We start from the raw sequence: 22,368 nt of genomic DNA on the forward strand, positions 1-22,368 counted from the left end.
ACTAAGAAAACATGGATGAATGTTTCTTAGTCTCTTCCTCTTTTATGGACCTTCCCTTATCCTCTATCCACAAATCGCGTCCGTCGCCGCCGCGCAACCGAGACTTCCGATCATCCCGCAGACTGCCGCAAGCGCTACTCCACCGACACCAGACGTGATCCCGAGCGCTCCTGCAAGGGCGTAGCACCCGACACTGCCGCCCGCACCGCAGAGAGCCGTGACCGCATACTCACAGAAACCCAAGCTCTGTACGTCGTTACCTTCCACCTGCTTGCCGAGCATCTCCTTGATCTTATTATTCGCGTCTGTCGTCACCTGCTCCTGCGTAAGCGCAAGCCCGTCGATATCCGTCAGATTCCCGTCCTTATCGACGTCCACGTTGTAAAGCTCCGTTTCCTCATCGCCCACTCCGTACAGGACACTCATATTAAAGCTGCCGTCCGTCCCGAGCGATTCCGCAAATAATCCCTGGTCCGCAACGACCTCTTTATTCTTCATGTCATACGTGAACTGCGCATACACGAGGTTGCCGCTTTTCGCAGCCTGATTCTTATCGAAGACGAATTCGATGTACGCATAATCCCCGCCTGCCCCCTCCACCTTATTGATGACGATGTTCTGCTTGGAAACCGCATTAATTTTCGTTTTCGCCTTATACTTCTTATACGCTTTCGTATGCTTCAGATCATTCCTGATTTTGTTGAATTCTTTCTGGCTGACATTGGATTCCATATTGGCAGTGAAATCACCCGAATGAGCCGTCACGACCGTGGAGAAAGAGAAGCTGGACAAGATCAAGGCGAGCATGACCATCACCAAAGATACCGACTTGAACCGACGCATTTTTTTCATTCATTCACTCTCCTATTTCTTCTTGTTATTGAATCTCATCAGAGCCAATGTTCCAAAGAAAATGATAATAAAAGCGATGACGACAAGTGTCCAGTCCACTTCCCTTCCTCCTCTCTCCAGGTTCCATTTAACCCCATTTAAGGAAAAATAACCTTTATTGTAGTTTTTTGTAACTAGATTATGATTAACTTTCGCTTTCATTAATGTGGCTTATTGTTAAATTTCCACCCTCCCCTTCTGAAAAAACCCTTGCAGGTGACGTAGCGTCATCTACTATGGTTGAATTATTCAATCTGTAGAAAGTGGGTAGTCGAATGAACACTCAAGTCACAAGCTGGAAAGAAAGAGATCCATGGGGCGGGAAGGAATTATTATTTTTATTAGGAATCGAGTTTTTTGTGGGGATCATATTCATCAAATTCGTTCTTCATCCTATCTATTCAGACTTTCTGAAGGATGATTTATATGCAGGGACGCTAGTGGGGCTTACATTAGCCATCACGTTAATTTCGGGGGTCTATTTCATTGCTCTTCGACCTAAGAATCTCTCTTGGAGCGCAGTAGGAGTGAAACCATTCCGTAAAAAGGATTGGAAGTTGATTTTTATATATTCTATAACCTTGCTCGTCGGTGCTGTCATCATTGTCGTACTCACCAGTTTCATAGGGAATACGTGGGAAAATAATAAGACCGAGGCGCTCCAGCGGGACGTTACGTTTCTTACCGTCCCCCTTGCCTTCGTCTCTGCTGCCATCATCTCGCCGATCTATGAAGAAATCTTTTACCGCGGGTTTTTATACAGGTGGTTCCGCACCCGTTATGGGTTATGGAGTGCCGTCCTGCTAAGTTCGTTCGTCTTCACCATCGTCCATATCCCGACTTACAATGTCATGCCCGTGAATTTCTTCAGTGGGATCATTTTCGCCTTGGCCTATGAACGTACCAACTCCATTTGGCCTGCCGTCCTTATTCACGGCCTTACGAATGGAACGATGGTGTTATTGACCAGTTTGGGATAGGCGGGTTTACCGCCCGTCTTCCTTCATCTATTCTTGATTGCTTCTGCCAACTCATCCAACGCATGCTTGTTCAGAATCTGATAGTTTCTCCCTTCTTTTTGAAGGTACCCTTTTTCGCAAAACTGTGCCAAAACATGCAGGAGATGCCGATAGGAGACGCCTAAATAATCACAGACGATCACATGTTTTTCTTTATATATCCCTTTGTCTGCCGTCTGTAGAATGAAGTCCGCCAGCCTGTTTTCCAAAGGAAAAGCCAGGCTTTGTGAATATTTAGCTGCCATGGACGTCGCTTTGACACTCAGGAACTTCGTCAATTCCCGAAGAAACTTCGCGTCTTCCATTAACTTCGTACGATACTGCAGAAACGGCAGGGCAAAACAAATCGTTCTTGTGGAGGCCTGGATCCCTTTTGTATAGTACACGTCATTCAACAGCTCCATCTCGCCGATATAATCGTGCGCATTAATGAAATTGATCAGCGAAACTTTCCCGTTTTGATGCGTTACATAGATCTTCGCTTTTCCTTCTGTCATATAAAATAAAAAGTCCGGCCGCCTGTCTTCCCTGATAATCCATTCATCCCGCTGATACTCCCTCACTTCAAGAAACTCTTCCATCGGAAAAGAAAACCGATCGGCAATGGAATGCTCCTCTATATACATTCGCTTCTTTTCACCTTTGTAAATTTCCACTTTGCGCCTCCAAAATATGAGATATCTCCTATTATTCGTATCTACTCCCATGATACCATGCGATTATCAATAAGGAGGATGCGTATGAACACACAGCGTTGGATGAGCACACACTTTTTCAGCTTCTTTCTGACATGGGGGATTTTTCTACCCTATTGGGCAGGCTGGATGATCCAGACGAAAGGAATCAGCGTTTCAGAAGCCAGCTTGATCATGAGTATCGGCTTAGTGGCGAGGGGGCTTTCCACATTATTCGCTTTCCCGTATATATTAGAACGAGTGAGCAATAAAACACTGTTGAACATTGCGGCAATCGGGACACTGCTGGGGATTCTTTGTTACATACCAGCTGACTCATTCCCAAGCTTACTCATAGTAACCGTCTTTCTGCATATTTTTTATCCGACGTTAATGCCGGCCCTGGACAGCGTAGCCGGTGTCCTTGTCCAAAGCAAGGAATTAAAACACTACGGAAAAAGCCGCCAATGGGGATCGATCGGGTTCGTCTCTGTAGGGATCCTGTTAACTGTATTTACAGGAATGTTCGGCGATGACGTAATTTTCTGGGCGCTCTTGCTTGGGATCAGCTGCTTTACAGCTCTCAGCTTCACACGTGCTCCGGATATTTTAACCCGGAAGCCTCAAGCCGACCAGGCGAAAAGAGTGAACATCCTAGACCTGTTCCGCACCAAACATTTCTTAGTCGTACTTATCATTGTCGTCCTGCTTCAGGCCGCCCATGCTACCTATTACAACTACGGCTATATTTTCTTACAAGAGATGGATGCCCCCATTTATTTAATCGGTGTCATCATCAACATTGCCGTCCTGGCCGAAATCATTTTCTTTTCCATTGCAGATAAGCGTTTCAACCGCTTTTCGCCCGGAACCTTATTGGCATTGGCCGCTGCTGGATCTTCCCTGCGGTGGGTACTCGTATTCGCCTTTCCGAACGTCCTAGTCTTTTGTTTCGCACAGACTCTGCATGCCTTTTCCTTTGCCATGGGGCACTACGCCTTTATGAAGTACTTAACAGCAAACATCCCACACACACATATTCCGAAAGCTCAAGGCATCTACTCCGCTTTCGCGCTCAGCTGGAGCACCGCTGTATTCACCGTTTTCGGCGGCTTCTTATATGAAATAGAGCCGAGGTTCGCTTTCATTGGAATGCTTGCGTGCAGTCTGCCTGCGATGTTGGTTGCGCTTATGTATCGCAGAGTAGAAGGGGAAAAGAAGGTTTTATTGTCTGCTTAGATGGTTGGGTTTAATGAAAAAGAAGCTGGTGTATGGGAAACCAGCTTCTTTTTTATGAAAGTTGAATTTCTATTTGTGGTACGGTTCACCGTAACGTTAAATAGGGTAAAATGATTAACTCCTTCTCATTTAAAAACGAGGTCAAACTTTATATTGATAAGGTTTGACCTCGTTTTTTCTATATGTCCCATTTTTGTCCCTATTTTGTCCCTATTCATAACTCTAACCTTTAAGTGACCAGATAATCGAAATTTTAAAATGTCCCTATTTGTCCCTATTTTTTGGTGAAAAAATATATTTTGTGCCCGCTCCTCTTCCAACGACTTTTACCCCATCAGGTTCTAGCTCCCTTATTAATCGTTGTACTTGTTTACGATTCATTCCAGTTAATTGCCTAATTTCTTTATTAGTTAAACTTCGATCTGTCTTCAGTATGGATAATATACGAATTTTTACTGCCTCTTTGTCTAAACTTTGTTGCCTTTCATATTGCATGTCACCTTTTAGCAATTCATACGCGCTTCGGGAAAGTGTATAATACCTCCCCTTACCACGACCAACTGATTCTAACAAGCTAAATTCATTTTGCATCTTGCTAAGTAATTCACGAGCTTGTTCTATACTTCTCTGTGCAACTTCTGCAGCAATAGAAGTATCAATCTCTTCATGCCTTATTAAATATTGCAAAACTAAAAGATGGTCAACGTCAATATGATTGTTTTTCTCTGTCATATGGTCAATAATATTTTTGAAGTTTTTATTCAAAGGTGAAGATATAAAAGTTAGTTCAATGTTACTGCCCACTTCTCTATATATTGGAGGTTCTTTCCCTTCAATTAATAATGAGCGAAAAATCCTTGACACACCCAAATTTGAACGGTTTACCAACTTTAAACGATCTAACAAATCCATCAAGTGATTATTCCTCGCTACTGGTGGATGGTGAAGAATATTTTGAGGTGTAATACCACCAACAAATTCCCCTGGGTTAGTAAGTATGAGCTTATCTTTATGTTGCTTCAACATGATTGTTCCATTCATTCGGTAATCACGATGTCCAAATGCATTGAGTAAAGCTTCCCGTAATGCAATAGTAGGATATGTGCTAAACTCTGGATGTACAAGTCCCGATTCCACTGTCACCATTGGGTTATCGACAGCAATATATCGTTCTAATTCATATAATGCAACAGGTATAGCATGTGTTCCATCATCTCTTTGTGAATAGTCTGTATCACTAATCATCTTTCTATATGACCATTTATATTGAGGAATAATCTTAGAGATAGCCTCAGGCTTTCCAACAAGAAGTAAGGAGCCTTTTGTCAAGTATCCATCTTTCAATGCTCCTATTGACCTCAATAAATCTTCATCAGATAAAGACAACAGCCTTTCATCAACTCTTTCTCTCGACATAATTTCGCGAATACGCTCCATTGCAGAATGAGAAAAGAGATTCTCCCAATCTTCATGTACTATTTCAGCAGTAACATCCATCTGAGAGGAAGTATCCAACATTTTCCGCCTTAAAGTTCCTGTATAGGGAATGCAATCTTTCCCTTGTCTTATTGTGGCTGTTCCATCTGTTGTCGTGTAAGGAGGCATCCCAGGATATACACTCATTAATAACAAGCGCTTTGTTCCTTCTGGTACAATAATGTCTTCAAACACCGGTGTTAAGTGTGGATCAGTTTTTTCGTATATCCTTTTTTGTAGCACAGTGGTATCAATTTCATTTGGGATACCTAATATGGCATTCGACCTTCCCTTTACTCTATCTGCTACACCAAAAACAACACTACCTCCACCGCCGTTTGCCATACATACAGCCATTTTTAGCATTAATCTAATATTGTCGTCCAAACTCCGCGTATTCCATTGCTTAAAGTCTAATCTCTGTGATTCAAGATCATCTGCAATATTCGTTTCTAATTGATCTAGTAAATGATGGATTTCATTTTTTGATAACACTTCGCCCACCTCCCTCAATCGTAGTAATAAAATAATTCACATTTTAAAATACCTGCTACTTGCAATATATCAACTTAAAAGTGCCAACAATAAATCGAGTGTACCAAATTATTTGAGGTCTTATAAAAAGTATGGACAATAAATAGTGAATTTGTTCAGAATTAGGTAATTATTTTTTATCACTCTTCTGTTCTACTTTTTTTACAGACTTTACTATTTCATTTTCGTCTATTGTAATCTTATATTTTGCAGCCCCATCCTCAAATGTATCATCAAAAAACTCACCATTCTTTGTTTTCTTTATGCGTAAAGCGAAGTCTTCTTTACTATTGTCAAAGTAGGTGCTTAAGTTAGTTGCCTGTTTTTCAATGCGCTTTTGAATGTTTGAATTATATTGCTCCCTTCTATATCTTATTCGGGCACCTATTTCCGGTAATATTTCTTCTACTTTCTTAAAAAATATTCTTTTATTTTTTTCTAAATGATCTAGTTTCATGTTCACATAATCCAAACGCGAATTATCAGCAGAATAATTAGGATTAAGGTGCTTGCTTAGACTCAAACATACCAAGATTACATCTAACTTACTTAAATATATACTACACTGTTTCTCATAGTTATTAATTATTTCTGTTATATTTTCAGTTTCTTTAGTAGCAGCCCATAAACCTTTTAATTTTTCATTTTCCAGTTGAAGATTATAATCGGGCAATCCTTCTTCTATAGTACTCAAATCCTGCATTGTATTTCTAATTATAGTTTCTAATTGTTGTCTATAGTCTCTAATGTTCTCATTAGAATAATCGCTTTTATTCAGACTAGTAAATATTGTCTTCAAGTAATCAATATTTCCTTTGTCATTTCCTATTTGCTTGTTATCTATAGCTGAAATCAGTATATTTATATCATTATTTATCTTTCTTAATTGATTACCTATTTGCTGCAAGTGCTCTTGTGCAGTAAATGTTGTAAGGACTCCCATAGCTAGCTGAGTAGGATTAATCCTATTAATATTTGATGGTTTTAGTATCCCATGTTCCACAACCCTACCTTTTGGATTAACAGCTTGAGCCCTAACACCGCCTAGATTATTTTTAACTTGCATTAATTCTAATTTACCTTCATTAATAGCCTTAGCAGTTTTTTCACTAAAGGTTAATAAATATGATGTTTCTTGTTTTTTTACAACATCCCCAACGGATCTCGGTAACTCTTTCAATAACATGGAAATATTATTATTCAACTCTTTTGAAGTACTTAATTCATTATAATGTTCCGGTTGTAAAGCTACCTCATTATTTATTTCCCGAATGCTAAATAGCTCTTGTTCAATTACTGAGGTATTGTTATTTTCCTCTCCGATTACCTTGTCAGAACTTTTAGATAGATTTCCATATTTTCTTTTATAAAACCACAAACCCAGAAATATCAAAATTACAATCAATATCCCTAGTAAATAACCCTCCATTTCCTCACCCCACTGGATTTAACTCTATTACGTAAACTCCCAATCCCAATTCTTATATTAAAAACCAACCTAATTTTAACTTTTGCTTTTTACATTTGTTGTACTAATAATTCTTTTCTTAAACTCTTCTTTCACAATCTCCGCTCGCTTCTCAAAGAAAAGATCATAATCATCATCCCAAACTCCGAATCCTTCTAAATCATTGATCAAATGCGTCTCCATAGTTTTATCTAATTCATTATTTTCGTTTTTGAACTCATTCATGTACTTAGAAGGAGCTTTAGCTCTAATTCTGTTTTTATTAAGAAAATCATCAACTATGGTGATGTTAAGAATATGATTAATATAGAACTCTTCTTCTCCTTCTTTTTTTAAATAAGCCTTAGGGAAAAAGTGATGATAATTCTTGCTATTGGCTCGTTTTAACCAGTCGTTATTAATTCTTACAATGGAGTTATCACTAAAAGATTTAGGTTCCTGGTAAGCCATAATACATAAAATAGCTTTAATAAAGCTCCTATTTGCATTAAAACCTCCATTTTCTATAATAGCTTCTTTACTGATATCCAATTGATGCTCATATTTAGGGAATTCACCTCTCAGTATTCGATCAATCCTTTTTATATCCTGAGAAATCTTACCTTCTAATGAACTTGAATACCTCTCTGAAAAAGATACTCGCCAGAAGAAATCATCCAAGTATTTTTTCATATCATTTACTGGTTTATTAGGGTGTTTATAAAAGAAATAAGCAAATGGAACAACTAAGGCATTGTAAGGTAATATTTTTGAAACAGGGATCCTATAGGAATTCCTAAAGTACTCAATTGCTTTTTGGATAGAATCTATAGCCTCTTCCCAAATATCTATAAACGCTTTCTTATCAAGTTTTAATATGTCTTTTCTGGTACATTCACCTTTTAATAACACTGAGATCGTTTGTAAAACTGTACTTGCAGAAATTGTTTCATAGCCTACTTGCTCTATGTCAGTAATAAATTCATCAAATTTTTCCGCTAAGTCAAATTCTCTTTCTGCATCGTAAGTTTTTGCTACCATAATTTCGAATACAGTTAGACTTTTCCCGCCTACATTCAATCTAGTAAACACTTCCGTGGCGACGTCCAGAGATGCACCACGTAATAAAATAGTAGAGAAACGATAGGTTGTCAGTATATCCTTATATTTTTGTAAAGAACCATGCAAAGATGAAGGGTATGCTCCTAATTCAGCAAATCCGCCATATAATAGCTTTTGTATTGATATAAATTCACTCTGATCTCTCTCACCTATATCAGTAATCACTATAGATTCTTCAGAATCTGCCATAAGGTCTATATAAATTCCCGAAAAGTCTTCTTCTTTTTTATCTCTTTTTACCTGCAATCCTTTTAGACTGGCATATAAACTGGTCATTCTTTGTTGACCATCTAATACGTATTGACACATTGAACCTGGAGGTGTAGCCGGGAGGTTTGCACCACCAATGTTTCTAATAGACCTTAAGTTTTCATCAGATTCCCATAAGATAAATGTGCCTATCGGAAACCCTTTGACAATACTATCAATGAGTTTAGCAGACTGTTCTAGCGACCACACAAAGTCTCTTTGAAATTGAGGAATTTTTATAATTCCCTTATCTATATCACTAATTAAAGTTGAAAATGTGATAGACTGCGGTTCAGGTTGATACAAGTTAATTGCCTCCTTCAAACAATAAATAAAGCTTTGGATAATTTGATTACATCAATAATCTCAGTGCCTTTGACCATATAAATATATGTCCTATCCTGAATATCTCTTAAATCCTCAATATGTTCTTCAGATAATACATAGTCCGCTGTATCAGTTAAAATAATAAACCTTTCTTCTCCATTAAAACGTTCACTATAAAAGTCCACTAACCCTAAAGGTTTATAGGCTTTCAGAGTACTCCGACCGTTTTGTTGTTCAAAGTTTTCGATAATATCTTTATAATCAGTGGAAATTAGCCTCCCTTTTCTTCCATTTGGTATTACTTCTAGCTGTATTAATCGTTTGGGCGGCGCCATAATAATGTTTTCTTGCCTTTTTATTAATGAAAGTCTGTCTTCCTTTTTATTTTCGATATCTACTAACTTAGCATTCATTTGATTAATTAAAGCATTGTTCTTGTTTTCTGTATTGTTTAACTGATATTCTCCTAGCTTTTGCAGGGTAGTATCATATTGATGGCGGTACGTCTTTTCTAAGAATGACTTCATTTTACTTAATTGTTCTTTGCGCTTATATTTTAACTCATCTCTTATTTCAATTGACTTTTTAAGTGCTGCTGGTCTTAATATTGAATATTTCTCTTCTTCTTGAACACTAATTTCACCACTGAACGTATGTTGGAATAACCAATAAGGATCAATTTCAGTTACTTCTCCATTTTCCCTTCTAGCAAGAAATATCAGTTCACTCTTAACTAAACTTCCTTCTCCATCCTTTATTCCTAACTGGTAGCCCTCGATAACTAATGGCTCATTAATCGGGTAAGAAACTTTATACCTTTTCAATGCAATTTGATCTAGTTTCTTTTTCGTTAGATTCATACCTAATTGTAATAATGGTGAATCTATATCTATCTTTTTAACATCACTGGATTCATAACTTTGAAATCCTGTAAACTTCATAGACTCCCTGAAATCTAACTGAATGTTTTCTTTCATTGCCATCTCTCGAATATACTTTGGAAAACGTTCAATACGTTTCACAAATCCTTCACTAGACTCATATACTTTGATGTTTTGCGATTTAAATATGTTTTCTATAAAACTCACGTAGGATCTAGTGGGCAATCGTTGAACTAACACATCATTATGTTCTCTCTTTAAGTGAGGTAAATCGATGGTATTTTCGTCAACTTTTTCATCTTGAACAAGTTTTAGTAGTTTAGCATGCTCTTGTGAAAGTGCTTTTTCCATGTCATTTATAATTTCATTCAACTTTTCTCTATTCAGTATGGCATCCTGCATGAGATTGGATAAACTATCGTAACGGTCTTCTAGTACATCACCTATAAAATCATAGACTAGATCTGAACCTAGGTCGGTTCTCATCCGCTCCAATTTTTCGATTAAACGCACCATTACATTTCCTTCTCTTGTATTTTCGGCAACTAAATTAAATGAGAACACTTCATTATTTTGACCGATTCTGTGAATACGCCCCATTCTTTGTTCTAAACGATTGGGGTTCCAAGGAATATCATAGTTAACCATTTGATTACAAAATTGTAAGTTAATAGACTCCCCACCGGCATCGGTGGCCAGCATAATCTGTGACTCGTTTTTAAATTGGCTAACTTGCTTTCTCCGCTCATCCATCGAATAGTCCCCAATTATCTTCGCTACAGATGGAACTCTTTCAAGTAATCTTCGTTCTAAATATTTCAGCGTATCCTTAGATTCCGTGAATATAAGAATCTTTTCATCGTTTTTTAACAATCCATTCATACCAAATAACGTTTCTTCAAGTTCACGATACTTTCTCTCTACCACGTGGTTACGAATAAACGTAGATTGGTCAATTAAATTGTTAATTTCCGCTATTTCTATCTTAAGTTCCTCTGGATCAACATCATCAATGGAGTCCAATAACTGGTTTTCTATTTGTTCTTTCGTCTCTAAAGATTCTTCTTCATAATCTTCCAAATTGAATTTTTTTAATTTGTTAAGATACTTTTTTCTATCCTTTATAGTTTCATCCAATAAGTTTTCTAACTTCATTTTTCTCCTCTTTAAGGATACATGTATGGCTTCTATAGAAGAGCTTAATCGTCGTTGTAATAACATCATTGCGAAAGCTGTGCTGTTGCTTCCATTATTCATTGCTCTATTGAAATGCTCTCTAACGTAATCGGTCACTTGATTATATAAATTAAGCTCTTGATCTGAAAGCTTATATTGAATGGTTTTTGTTGTACGCTTTGGAAAAATTGGAGTGCCATCAAAGTTCTTCATGCTCTCTTTTAATCGACGGATAATAAATGGGTTGCTCTTTTCTTTTAAACTTTCATTGGCAGATATATCGGAAAAAATATCATCATCTAACAATCGCATCAAATGACGGAAGTTCTCCATATCCCCCTTATGAGGAGTTGCTGTTAATAAAACCGAATGTTCTGCTTTATGTAAGATAGATTCTCCAAGCTGATATAAACGAGTTCTTCTTGTTTTTCTCTTCAGTACTCCATTTGTATAGGCTGCCATTTTATGTGCTTCATCAACTATGATTAGATCGAAATCAGCTTCATTAATTAAGCTTTTAATATCGTCCCTGGAAGCCCAATACATCGAAGCTAAACAATTATCATTCGTAACAAAAGGATTTTTACTTCCGTACTCCCTAACCACACTACGGTTTATAATATGAAAGCTTTCATCAAATTTCTCGTCTAATTCCTCTTGCCATTGCCTAAGAACTAGTGGTGGAACTAGGATTAGAATACGTGATACGCTTAGCCTAGCCTTTAATTCTTTTATCAACATTCCAGCCATAATTGTTTTTCCTGCTCCAGGGTCATCGGCAAGTAAAAAACGCACTTGAGGAGTTTGCAACATTCTCCCATAAACCGCTTCAATTTGATGAGGTAATGGAATAAGGTTTTTATTTCCTAAGGATCGAGATTGATTATATTGCTTTTCATTTCTGAGAGCATAGTATTGAATAAAATGTTGTATGTCTTCAGTTGTGAGACTATCTTTTTCACTATCACTGTTAAGCTGTTCTAATGAGTAAATTTCTTTCTCATCTAATAAAAGTTCGTAATATTGGTTACTATCCCTTCCAATAGCTTCTAATAAGAAAAATTGGTCATCAAGTTTTTCAGCTTTTTTTACTTCTACTGTTTCAGGAAATTGTGTTCCTCGAATTATGGCACCGCTTTCTAACATGAATTCACCTCATTTAACTATTAAAATACCCTTATTCTTGATTGAATAAGGGCCTATACCATTTCTACCATAATCATATCTAAACCTTGTCTATTCACTTCAAAAGTATCTTTGCATAAATCTGAAGAAGAAATCTGATAGTCAAATGAAAAGAATCCAGGTTGTGAGTTCAACATTTCTATTGTTATTGAAGTACCTTCAGAAGAACGAATGATAGCTTCAGCTAACCATTGTTTCATTGAACTCGAAGCAATCTTGATTTTTTCTCCCATCATATATGTCTGTTTACTGTCCCCCGGAGTTATAATACCCCATGACTTTAAGCTCATAAGAACAGCACTCGTAGCAACTTCCACTCTTCTTCTATCTCCGTATGAGTTTTTCATTACTCGCCCTATTTGTTGGGAAGTAACTTCATCTTGTAGTTTAAACAGCTTTCCCATCTCTTGAACTAATTCTTTGACGAATGGGTAAGCTAAGATGGTCATAGTGTAATGTAACAGAACGCGTTCTTTTTCTGAAGAGTCTAATATAATATTAAATGCCTTTGCCTGTAGATTGCGCTCTTCTCCTTTTACTAAGTACCATATCTTCATAAGCATAGTAATGGCATTCTTCCGAGATTTTTGACCTTTAATATCAGCAAGTAAGAAGTCATCGAGTTTTTCGTACATTTCATTTTTCTCGGATCTCCTTGCTTCATTCGCTGTATAATCTAATTGATGTAATAATATTTTCTGATCAAATCCTACTGGTTTTGCCATTTAAAATCCCTCACCTATTGTATTTAGTTTTGGTGTTACCTTTGCAAAAGGAACAATCACCTCATGTAGACTAATGCTTCCATGACTAACAGCTTGGTGTCCTTTGGGTATAAAAGCCTTTTTCTTATTTGCTAATAACACATGCATATTTTCTGGGAGCCCTATGTTTGGCCAGCTTAACAGTGAATATTCTTGTGCTCGTTCATCTCTTAAGTACTTGTCGTTATATATTCTAACACGTTCACCTTTTGATTGGACGAGAACACCATCCGACATTCTACCAATTCCTTCACATTCAACATTTCCATGATCTGAAGTTATATAAATGGAAAATTCTTTTTGAGATAATTCCATGAGTAATTCTTTTAGGAATCCATTCTTCAGCCATATATCTATTTCCGCATCCATGCCTTGATACCCTTGAATGGCTCCATGGGTAAACTCATCAATGGTATTCACTACCATGCCAGCTATCTTAATATTTGGTTTATTTAATGCTTCAATTTGTTCCCTATAAAACGCCCCTTGTCCTAAGGCTCGTTGGTAAGATATTTTTTGCTTTTTTATTCCTTTGTCTTCCCATAGAGTTTTCCACAACTTCTCTTCTTTATTTGTTGAATCAATACTGTCAGCAAACATCATCGGCAATTTCCCTGAAAAAATAGCCTGTCTCGATACTGATGTAAGGGTCGGCACCCATGCAAATGTTCCATGGTCTTCAACATTGAAATTTTGATCAGTGAGAAAACTTTTTACTTGAGACCACTGAATAAAGTTCATGCCATCTAATACTATCAATGCAATTTTTTCATCCATTTTTTCTTCTAGGTAATGTGGAATCTGATGCACCATAACAGGTGAAGGGTGATACGGGACATTATATAGAGATCCATAATTTTGAAACAACCATTGTTCAAATTTATCTTCAATTTTTTCACTTGAATTAATGATGTCGTTCTTTAAACTATTATCTAACTTTATTTCATTACTAATTTGGAAACTCATAAGTTCCCCGTAATATTTAGCAATGTCTAACCATGATTTATAGTTAGGTTCTCCCGATATTTCTTCTTCGATCTTATCTAATAAGTGAACTATTTTCCCTTCATAAAATGAGCTTTTATCAGTGATAACACCTGACATTACCCAGAAAGGAAGTTGATCGTTTCTAACATTGTTCACTGGCTGTAGTATACCTTCAAGAAACAGATCATTTAATAATCTTCGGACATCTTCATCAGAAAATGGATGCTTTGTGTGATAATAACTGTCACTAGCAAGAGGATCTTTTATGGTAATTTGCTCATTAACTAATTCGTTAATGTAACTTCGCCATTCTTCTTGTAAGTAATCATAGAAGGATGATTGAGAAGAGAGTAACTCTTCTACTGCCAATGAAGACAGTGATGATTTTTTAGTAAGTTTTTGTTTTAAATATGTTTGTATCTCACTAGGAAGTTGTTGGTCTTTATAATGAAAAGAAAGAAGAAATCTAACGAAATCAGCTTTGGTTTCAATCATATCAGGGTTAATTTTGAACACCTTGTTTAGGAGAAATTCTATCGTTTCTTGGTTAGAAGAAGAGCCTTGATACTGTGTGTACACAGCATTCAAGGCATCCAATTCATTAGAATTTAAACTTTTCACCACTGGATATGATAGTTTTGGAAAAACATCCGCTAGACTTATATTGATTTGGTGACCTATTTGCAAGAAGTCATACGGAATACCTATGAAATCTCTACTAGAGGTGCGGATTACTAAATGTTCTGTTTTATTCTGTAGTCTATCTCGAAACTTTGATTCGAAGATATATCTAAAATCAATTGTATTTTTCAAATCAACTACACCTATTTTTTCCTCTTTTAAGTAAGAGAGTATCTTCTCATCGCTGATAAGATGATCAGGGTCAGCCACTATATATATAGATGACAAAGGACGTGCAAATTGTGTTAAAACCTTTTCTCTCCAATCATTCATGCAAACACCATACTTTCAAAAGATTACATCCCCAAACGAATTTGAGCATTATCGAAGTACATTAATAATTTATCGTCCTCTTGAATTACTTTCTCCGGCAACCTTTCTCCAACATCAACAATTTTTTGATAGTCCTTATCGCCCCATGCTTGCTTAAACCCAGCACGGATTGCTTCTGTTCGGAACTGTTTTAATTTCTTTCTATTGTTATCTATATATTCTAAATATGATTCAAATTCTCTTAATAATGACTTCTCTCTTAGTTTTTCTAAATCAGCTTGCTTATTAGGGTTAGGTACATACCAACGATTGAGTGCTTTAGTAAGCATTAAAGAGTCATCTGTTCTAACATCACGTAAGTCCTTATAATTTCTCCTTAAATAACTTACTATTTGATCTGGAATTTTTCCTTCACCGTCAAATTTCAAGAAATTTTGCTCCAACAAATCATCTAACTCAGGTAACAATTCGTGTTTATCAATATGTTGAATTTCTTTCATAAAATTAGGGTGCAAATCTTGTCTAGTTTGCGGTTTCTTAATTAATTGTTGGCGTATCCACTCAATAGCACTATTCTCATCGGAAACAAATAAACTTACTTGAGAAAACTCTTTAATGATTGTCCTTTGCTTATCATATTCAGCTACCTGACTTTCTAAGAAAGCCATTCCGTCTCTCATAGGGAATTTTTGCATCACGGTTGATTGGAAGTCAGATGATGATATAGGTATATCTAATCCATTTTGCACATGATATGCAATCATCCTATCAAATAAAACCCTTGGAGTTCGTTCCACTATTAATTCTGCTTCTCCCTTACTCCCCATAAATGTTGGTAATTGTTTCAGGTGCTGCTTCACAAATGACCAGGCTGTTTCTTCAGACTTTCTTTTATCTTTGATACTCTTTCTCATAGATTCTGAGGGCTTATATGCCGATATAACCAAGTCTTGCTTTACAGCTGTAGTAGATGTTATAGCCTTAAAACTTCCCATTTTTTTATCCAAAGCTGCTACATTTGCTATTACAAAACCTGATTTTTCAATAGCCTCCCTGATTGTATTCCAGACTACAGCTCTAGAATTACTAAATTCAACAGTCATCCAACGACCACTTTTCAAGATTCTAAAAGATTCTGTGAAGATCTTTTGCATTAAATCTTTATATTTCAATATATCTTTCTTCTGTGCTTTATTCTCTATAGCTTCTCTTTCATTATTTGTAATCACTTTTAACCAAGATTCAGTAATGAAATTCAGCTCTGAATACATTAAATTGGAACCAAATGGTGGATCTATAAAGAGGTAGTCAACAGATTCGTCTTTAACATTGAGTTCTGTAGAACTTTGTGTAGATTGCACATAGTCTTTTTCTTGCGCGCCTATTTTTGTGAGTCTCAGAATAGCTTTATTCCTTAAGTCTCTTAAAGGAAAGTTTTCTTGCCTTTGACTTGCTACATACATCGTTCCACTAAGCAAATAAAAAGGAAAGGAAGTATCTTTCAATAGATAACGGTTTAGTTTTGACTCTCCTAAAATAACACCTGTAAGCGTCATGATTAATCTGTATTGTTCAGGCTGAGGATACGTTTTAGCTAACTCTAACCATTTGGATAAAACGATGAGATTTCTCTTTGTATAAAAATGATGTACGCTAGTTAACCCATAGTGATATCCTTTTCTCCAAGTATCTCCCCACTCTTCACCTTTGTTCATAATTAATTCAGTTGGATACCATGTTTTTATCTCTATATTTTCTACTTTTTCTAAGATATTAAAATCAAACTCATCTGGCTTTTTCTCAAACTTTTCTTTACCTACCAAATACTGAATCAATACAGGCAGTTCCTTCGGCTTCATTATTACTTTATCGAGGTGAGAGTCATAAATAGTTTCTGCAGCTTTCACTAAATTTCTTTTCTTTAACTCGACATTACAATGAGGACATTCGAAAACTTCTTTAATTTTTCTATTTTCAAGGTCTACAGCAGCATCCCAGAATATAATTTCTTCAGAACATTCCGAGCATATAAATATGTCACTCCACACAGTGTGTTTTATTTGTCCGATAATTGGATTTCCTTTATCGTCATGTTGCTTTACTCCATTAATAGTATGAATTGTTTGGTACATCCACCCATATTGTGTATCAATTTCATCAATAATTTCTTTAGTTATCTTTTCAAACTTTTTATTATTTATTGGAGAGTTATAGTTATGCGATATAAAACTTGCTGCAGGAGAAAGGTCATTCAAAATGACTTTTCTAGATCCCAATTTAGAAAACACTTGACCTTTTTCATCTATAATATCTCCATTTTCTTTGACCTCATAACCTAGACTTTCGACTGCCTTTCTATTTCCACACTCCTGTGCAGCCACCCCCGTCATTCCTGTGCCCGCAACTAAATCCCCAATAACGTCACCTGGATTAGTATAGTGAAGAATAAACCTCATTATTGCCTTATGAGGTACTTTAGTATGATAGCTATGAGCTTTATAGATTGGGTCAAACTTGCCTTCACTTACATCTGCAGCAAAAGGCTCTCTATGGTAGTCCAATAACTTAGTATCATTTCTATTAAAAGTCCATTCCTCTATAAAATCATTTAACCATGGGTTAGGACAAGCTGTATAATAAGGTGGGTCAGATAAGGCAAGAATATCTTCATCCTCGCCAATCGGGTACCCCTCTATAGCTTTCAGCTCAGGTAATTTCTTCTTTAATTCTTTTGTGAAATACTCTCTTCTCTCTTGGTCATTAGAAAACGTTTTACCTAGTACCGTCACTGGTTGATTTTTGTTCCCTTCTTCTTCACCAAGAATTGTCAATTGCTCATTTTCTCTAGTCATTTTGTTGACCTCCAAATTTACTGTTTAAGCATAATCCGCACACGATCGGATTGGGAATCACCCGCATGCTTCCTCAACATTATTTCAAATCGATCTCTTACTTCTCCTACTGTTAGGGGACTTCCGTTTGCCAACATATCTTTTAAGTCATTTATTGAAATCTCAACTTTTTCAATTCCTTGAAACAGCTTCTTAATGACTTGGATTAGTCTAACGTCGATAGGTAGTGATAGAGATCCTGACTTGATTAACTCATTAATTAGTTGCTGTTCATCATCATGTAATAATGTGATACTTTCCTTAATTCTTTGATCATTTAAATTAGTTAAAAGTGTTTCTGTCCAGTTGTCGAGAATTACATCTAGATCATCATCCAATTCAGATAGTGTAACCCTTGAATATTCTTCATCTTTTGGTCTAAAACGACAATTAGTGCATAAAGGATTTTGTTCTAAGTCCGCTTTGGTTAAATTCCAACAAGTTACTAATGAGTTAATTTGCTGTTGCCATTCACTTAAAGCTTGGTTTGGTAGTATATCTATTTCCGATAAATCTTTTAAAGCCTTGTGTCTATGGTCATTAATTAACGCACTTTTTCGATTATCCTCATTTGCATTCAATCGATTTTCATTATGAAGCTTCAGATAGAGATCAATATACTCTTTTTTCAATTTGTCGAGGGATTTTTCATGACTGATTGTTGTGTGCCCTTCTTTTAGAGCATAGATTAAATCACTCAATACTGCTTCTAAGTCCTCATGCCATTTATGTTCACGGGGAAGCTGACTCTGTGCTGTCATAAGATAATTAAGTTTATTCGTGTAATCAATAGACTTTTCTTTTAACTCTTTTAAATGTTGTAATCGATCATATGTGTCTTTTTGCCTCTCTATTTCATCCACACTGTACTTCAAGTTTTGCATTTTAGCTTTCGTATTGTAAATTTGGAGCCCTTCAAGGAATGCCTTGAAATCATTAAGTTTTTCTCTTGCGTACTCTACCTCAGATGGTGTTAGTATTTTGTCTTCCCATATAGGAAAGCCTTCTTTTACATCGTTCATCATACGTACCGTATCCTCAAGGATTAATCGAGCTTTCTTATTCATTTCACCAATACCTAGCTCAAGAGCTTGCTCTCTTAGTAAAGCATGCTCTATATCTAATAGGTCAAAGATTGCTCGAATCGCTGGCATAGGTAAACCACTAGGCTTTTTGATATGGCTAAAATTAATAAAGTCATTTTGAGGGAGTTTTATTAACTGTTCAAAACTCATAGCATCAAAAGATTTACCATTAACTGTAATGACAATATCTCCATTTTTGACTAGTGCCGCTAAAACTACAGTAAATAGTTCTGGTTCCATGTTGAATTCTTTTGTAAGCTCAATATCCTCCGTACCTTGAGAAGTGTATAGTTCATCAATAAACTCACTACGATTTACCACTTGTCCTTGAGCTTTTTGATCTAGTTTATCAATCACCCATTTGGCATAACCAGAATTCCTTGTATTAACTTTCCCTTTTTCATCTATTAGTACTAAGCCGTTTAAAATCGCTTGTCCTTGTCTAGTACTTGCTCCATTTATATTTTTGAAAGCATCCTGCACATAAGTAGGTAAGCTTTCTTTTGACATCGGAGTTTGAAGGCTTCTAAATGACGGGTAATCAGGATATTCTTCATTAAATGATTGAGCCAAACATTCAGATGATACCGAATCCACGACTTCCCTTACACTAGCGCCCGCAGGAATAAACATACCGTACTCAGCCACACGATCTGATTTCCCTTTATAAGTAAGTTCAAAAGCTGTAGTCAGGTTTTCCCTTAACCATTGACTTAACTCTTTTAAGAAATTGTCTGCTTTTGATTCATATAAGTTACGTGTACTGCTAGAAGACGTAGCTGCCATTTCTTTTGCACCAGCGTATAGACTTAAAGCTCTCATGAATTTCTCATCTTTATCTACTAGAGTGAAAAAGACTTCATCTGATTTATGTTCATCCTTAAACTTAGGTGGTGCAAAAGGTTGTAGCAAATAAATATAAAAATCTCTTGGAGGTTGTGCAGTGGATCTTTCATTTGGAGCTCCAAAGAATATATACCCCTGCCGTGTTACTTTTCTCTCTGGCCAAGGTAGCTCGTGGAGCCAAATTCTATAATTAGTGACATACGTGGTATCGGCCACTTGAGTAGCCAACTTTAAAACTTCAAAGTAATATCGATCTAATTGGTCATCCACCAATCCTTCTGCTTTTTGCTCTATTAAATCATCAACAGCTACGTCTTTTTTTATATCTAGATAATACTGGCCGTTCGTTTCATTTGCAGATATATATTGATAACTAACTGTTTTTTGTATTTCTCTTAACACAGATTCTATAGTAGTTTTTAGAAAATCAGCAGCATCATCGTCATCTAAAAGTGAAACATGAAGAAATAGACGATCTTTAAGTTCTTCTGGAGTTAACCCAAGTTGGGCGTATATATCATCTGTGGTTAACCTAAACACCGCCAATGCTTTAACAATTCTTTTTGCCATTGGTTTATAAACAGGCTTTGTAAAAGCATTTTCTACCTTATCCTGAAGAATTTTTGTTTTTGCCATGACCTCTTTGATATCAGGGTTACTTTTTAATGACGGATCATTTTCAATATAAGGCCAATAACTATCAAATGAGATTAGTCCAGGTTCCTCTGTCGGCACCTCATTATCCATGACTTTCTTCATTTCATTACTTAGTGTTTTTAGAATAACACGCTTTTCTGCTACTGTTACACTTTCGAAAGTTGAAAGGTAAGCAGGGTGAATAGGAAATAGATTCACGTACTGGTCTAGATCTTCGCCTAAACGATCATATAGATTTGTAAATTGCTGCAAGTGTTCTCTAATTAGAGCTTTTTGCCTATCGTCCTTTTTCAATAGACGTTGAGATACTACGTAAGCGATATCTTCTCTAATGATCCGAACCTGTTCAAAACGTTCCCTTACACGACGAAGCTGTTCGGCGACAAACTGGAATTTAGGATTATCGAATAGCATCTCCTGTACACCAGCAATAAACCTAAACTTCGTTTTACTACATATTTCTCCTAATTCACGAAGAAAACCAAGGTCCAAATATAGCTCTTGCTCTTTTCTTCCTCTCAAGTAATCAAGCAACTCATCCACAACTAATAGTAAGCCCTGATCTGGATACACTTCGTGAAAAGCCGACATCATTTCCATAAGGGACTCTTTATTATTACGAATTTCATTGGATTCCGGGAAAGTGTAAGATACACCTATATCTTCCAAACCATCTTCAAGAGCTCCACAGATGATATCCCTGAATGAAGTTTGTACGCTACCTATTTCAGTTCGAATCACCTTGAATTTCCCTTCAATTTCCTTTGCTTTATTAGCAACTCTTTCATTCTGCATACGCGCGCTAGATCCACTTACTTCTGCAATTGTAGATATAACACTCATTAAATGTGATTTACCTGTACCGTAGTTACCTACGATAAGCATTCCTTTGTTATCAGTAGGACGATTGAATTGAAGTTGTTCAATAACCAATTCGTCTAAAACCTCTGCCATTCGCTCAGATATTACATATGTATCAAGTAGTTTATAAGCGCTCTCTTTCTCATTAGCATCTGTTAATTGAACAACAGATTCTATTGGTTCAAAGTGTAATAAGTCCCCATACCTCATTTTAGTTCCTCCTCTAAATTTATCACTGCGAAAGAATTACTCCATCAGTTTTATCACGTTTGTAATATTCAACGTGGTCTTGATCAGCATAAACTAAATTTTCCCCATTCGTTTTTCCCCTCCAACTAACGATAAGTGTATAATTCCTTGATATGTCTTCAAGTAAAGCTACAGGATCTTGTTGGAGTTGAGGATCATAAAGTATTTCAATATGATCGATTACCAGAATTGTAGAATTTCTCTCTCTTACTATCTGTTTTAACGAATTACTAACGTTTCTATGTCGTTTCTTGGCTGGGAGATTTTTCAATACTTTACTAAGTTCATAGTTTAGGTTGATATTAGGAATGCCGATTTGCTTAGCTATAAAACTAATGTCTCTGTTAAATGATTCACTTACAACAAAAAGTAATTGATGCCTTCTCATATGAATGCTTTTCAATTCACTTTCAATTTTATAAAGTAATGTGTCCTCCATATGAACCATCCCTACAAGAATTTATTTAACCCTATTAAGGTCTAACACCTTGCTTATCACCTCTAGCCTTCGCTTTCCACACTGCTGGTTAATGATAGAGGTGTATTCCCCATTCTTTACAAACTTAGATTCGTTATTATTATAGAGATTTTGAACCATATCTATCATTTGAGCTTCTTCTAAATCATTATTCCAATATTGGTCAATAACTTGGTTGATGGATGAAGCTAAGTCTCTTTGTGTCCTATGAAAGAGCTTTATACCCAACCAGTCCACCTCACTCTTTTACTTTTTTTATACTCAACTCTTATTTTATCGATAGTTCTATCGTTTCACAATAGACAAAATAAAAATATACAAAAATCCCCTAGGCACCACAGTCCATATATGAACAAGGGGGTATGGCCGTTTCATG

At 36.2% G+C, this 22,368-nt stretch carries 14 protein-coding genes; 2 read left to right on the plus strand and 12 right to left on the minus strand.

Annotated elements, in window-relative coordinates; all coding sequences use genetic code 11:
• Window positions 1–63: 63 nt before the first annotated feature.
• Complete coding sequence (locus QRD89_RS18805) at window positions 64–852, minus strand: halocin C8 precursor-like protein (RefSeq protein ID WP_286096038.1); 789 nt, start codon at window positions 850–852, stop codon at window positions 64–66.
• A 314-nt stretch (window positions 853–1,166) separates the two neighbouring features.
• On the opposite strand from QRD89_RS18805, the gene QRD89_RS18810 reads away from it, so the two are divergent.
• On the plus strand, window positions 1,167–1,871 hold the full coding sequence (locus QRD89_RS18810) for a CPBP family intramembrane glutamic endopeptidase MrtD (protein WP_286096039.1): 705 nt from the start codon (window positions 1,167–1,169) through the stop codon (window positions 1,869–1,871).
• 23 nt (window positions 1,872–1,894) lie between these two features.
• Here QRD89_RS18810 and yeiL read toward each other — a convergent pair whose 3' ends face one another.
• Window positions 1,895–2,566 carry a transcriptional regulator YeiL gene (gene yeiL, locus QRD89_RS18815; protein WP_286096040.1) on the minus strand — a complete coding sequence of 224 codons (672 nt, stop codon included), beginning with the start codon at window positions 2,564–2,566 and terminating at the stop codon, window positions 1,895–1,897.
• An 84-nt stretch (window positions 2,567–2,650) separates the two neighbouring features.
• On the opposite strand from yeiL, the gene QRD89_RS18820 reads away from it, so the two are divergent.
• Entirely contained in the window at window positions 2,651–3,823 is a 1,173-nt protein-coding gene (locus tag QRD89_RS18820) for an MFS transporter (protein WP_286096041.1), read from the plus strand.
• Window positions 3,824–4,087: 264 nt separating this feature from the next.
• On the opposite strand, the gene QRD89_RS18825 is transcribed toward QRD89_RS18820, so the two are convergent.
• From QRD89_RS18825 to QRD89_RS18870, 10 genes are all read right to left on the minus strand, one after another.
• Entirely contained in the window at window positions 4,088–5,794 is a 1,707-nt protein-coding gene (locus tag QRD89_RS18825; RefSeq protein ID WP_286096043.1) for an RNA-binding domain-containing protein, read from the minus strand.
• A gap of 169 nt (window positions 5,795–5,963) precedes the next feature.
• Complete coding sequence (locus tag QRD89_RS18830; RefSeq protein WP_286096044.1) at window positions 5,964–7,262, minus strand: hypothetical protein; 1,299 nt, start codon at window positions 7,260–7,262, stop codon at window positions 5,964–5,966.
• A 75-nt stretch (window positions 7,263–7,337) separates the two neighbouring features.
• The gene (locus QRD89_RS18835) at window positions 7,338–8,957 is read right to left on the minus strand and encodes a DUF262 domain-containing protein (protein WP_286096045.1); all 1,620 of its coding nucleotides are present in this window, start codon (window positions 8,955–8,957) and stop codon (window positions 7,338–7,340) included.
• Window positions 8,958–8,971: 14 nt separating this feature from the next.
• Window positions 8,972–12,181, minus strand: a complete 3,210-nt coding sequence (locus QRD89_RS18840) for a DEAD/DEAH box helicase (protein WP_286096046.1) — start codon at window positions 12,179–12,181, stop codon at window positions 8,972–8,974.
• Between the two features lie 53 nt (window positions 12,182–12,234).
• The gene (locus tag QRD89_RS18845) at window positions 12,235–12,945 is read right to left on the minus strand and encodes a hypothetical protein (RefSeq protein WP_286096047.1); all 711 of its coding nucleotides are present in this window, start codon (window positions 12,943–12,945) and stop codon (window positions 12,235–12,237) included.
• Window positions 12,946–14,925 carry a BREX-3 system phosphatase PglZ gene (gene pglZ / locus QRD89_RS18850; protein WP_286096048.1) on the minus strand — a complete coding sequence of 660 codons (1,980 nt, stop codon included), beginning with the start codon at window positions 14,923–14,925 and terminating at the stop codon, window positions 12,946–12,948.
• A 23-nt stretch (window positions 14,926–14,948) separates the two neighbouring features.
• Window positions 14,949–17,777, minus strand: a complete 2,829-nt coding sequence (locus tag QRD89_RS18855; RefSeq protein WP_286096049.1) for a DNA methyltransferase — start codon at window positions 17,775–17,777, stop codon at window positions 14,949–14,951.
• A 17-nt stretch (window positions 17,778–17,794) separates the two neighbouring features.
• A complete protein-coding gene (locus QRD89_RS18860) occupies window positions 17,795–21,475 on the minus strand; it encodes a DUF6079 family protein (protein ID WP_286096050.1) in 3,681 nt (1,226 codons plus the stop codon).
• 22 nt (window positions 21,476–21,497) lie between these two features.
• Window positions 21,498–21,953, minus strand: coding sequence for a BREX-3 system P-loop-containing protein BrxF (brxF, locus tag QRD89_RS18865; RefSeq protein ID WP_286096051.1), 456 nt, complete (start codon window positions 21,951–21,953; stop codon window positions 21,498–21,500).
• Between the two features lie 21 nt (window positions 21,954–21,974).
• Window positions 21,975–22,229, minus strand: coding sequence for a TIGR04540 family protein (locus QRD89_RS18870; protein ID WP_286096052.1), 255 nt, complete (start codon window positions 22,227–22,229; stop codon window positions 21,975–21,977).
• Window positions 22,230–22,368 lie beyond the last annotated feature (139 nt).

The organism is Halobacillus sp. ACCC02827, from assembly GCF_030291935.1.
Lineage (GTDB): Bacteria > Bacillota > Bacilli > Bacillales > Halobacillaceae > Halobacillus.